This window comes from Streptomyces sp. E2N166 (genome assembly GCF_003671715.1).
Classification (GTDB): domain Bacteria; phylum Actinomycetota; class Actinomycetes; order Streptomycetales; family Streptomycetaceae; genus Streptomyces; species Streptomyces thinghirensis.
This window is the reverse complement of record NZ_RAIF01000031.1, coordinates 245,337-246,928: the sequence shown is the minus strand read 5'-3', so window position 1 is coordinate 246,928 and position 1,592 is coordinate 245,337. Positions and strand designations below refer to the sequence as shown.

1 protein-coding gene is annotated in these 1,592 nt (G+C 73.9%); it reads left to right on the top strand.

Annotation, left to right across the window (positions count from 1 at the left end; translation table 11 throughout):
* The coding region (locus EBH09_RS23140; RefSeq protein WP_153182712.1) for a phospho-sugar mutase at positions 1-1,208 on the top strand (1,208 nt) is incomplete at its 5' end.
* Between the last annotated feature and the right edge of the window lie 384 nt (positions 1,209-1,592).

The window sequence follows — 1,592 nt, the reverse complement described above, 5'->3', positions numbered from 1 at the left end:
CCCGCGACAACGGCTACAAGGTCTACCTCGGCGACGGCTCCCAGATCGTGCCCCCCGCCGACGCCGAGATCGCCGCGGAGATCGACGCCGTACGCTCCCTGGACGACGTCCCCCGCCCGGAGACCGGCTGGCAGACCCTCGACGACTCCGTCCTCGACGCCTACCTCGCCCGCACGGACGCCGTCCTCTCCCCGGACTCCCCCCGCACCGCCCGGACCGTCTACACCGCGATGCACGGCGTCGGCAAGGACACCCTCCTCGCCGCCTTCGCCCGCGCGGGCTTCCCGGAGCCCGTGCTCGTCGCCGAGCAGGCCGAGCCCGACCCGGACTTCCCCACCGTCGCCTTCCCCAACCCGGAAGAGCCCGGCGCGATGGACCTCGCCTTCGCGAAGGCCCGCGAGACCGGCCCCGACCTGATCATCGCCAACGACCCGGACGCCGACCGCTGCGCCGTGGCGGTCCACGACGGCACCGACTGGCGCATGCTCCGCGGCGACGAGGTCGGCGCCCTCCTCGCCGCCCACCTGGTCACCCGCGGAGCGCACGGCACGTTCGCGGAGTCGATCGTCTCCTCCTCCCTCCTCGGCCGCATCGCCGAGAAGGCGAACCTCCCGTACGAGGAGACGCTCACCGGCTTCAAGTGGATCGCCCGCGTCGAGGGCCTGCGCTACGGCTACGAGGAGGCCCTCGGCTACTGCGTCGACCCCGAGGGCGTACGCGACAAGGACGGCATCACCGCGGCCCTCCTGATCACGGAACTCGCCTCCACCCTCAAGGCGTCCACCTCCGGCAGCGGCTCCGCCGCGGGCGGCCGCACCCTCCTCGACCTCCTCGACGACCTCGCCGTGGAGCACGGCCTGCACGCCACCGACCAGCTCTCGGTCCGCGTCGAAGACCTCTCCCTCATCGCCGCCGCGATGCACCGCCTGCGCGAACAGCCCCCGACCCGCCTCGCGGGCCTCGCCGTCACGAAGGCCGAGGACCTCACCCGGGGCACGGACACGCTGCCGCCCACGGACGGTCTGCGCTACACCCTCGACGGCGCCCGGGTGATCGTCCGCCCGAGCGGTACGGAGCCCAAGCTGAAGTGCTATCTGGAGGTGGTCGTCCCGGTCACGGCGCACGCCGCCCTCCCCGAGGCCCACGCGAGGGCCACGGACCTGCTGACGGCACTCAAGCGGGACCTGTCGGCGGCAGCGGGCATCTGACCCCGAGCCCGGACAACCGAAGACCTGGAGATCCGAACACCCGAAGACCTGAAGACCCGATCGGGTCCGAAACGCCGAACCCCGATGGGGTGCCCCCCACCCGGGGGCACCCCATCGGGTGATTTCCCCACGCTCGTTGACCCGCCGTCCCCTCCCGAAGCCACCCCCCGGGCAACGGTGGACCGGAAAACGCACCGCCGGTACCCGCACACGCCGCCGGTACGCGCACCTCCGAGCCACCAGGGAGCCGCCGCCGTGTCCTCGACCGCCCCCAAGACCGCCCCGAGCGGACACATCCCCGGCACCCGGCGCCCGCGGCCCCCCGCGACCCGCACTCCACCCCCGCGGAGCAACGCCCGCGGCCACGCCCGGCGCGTCCTGCGC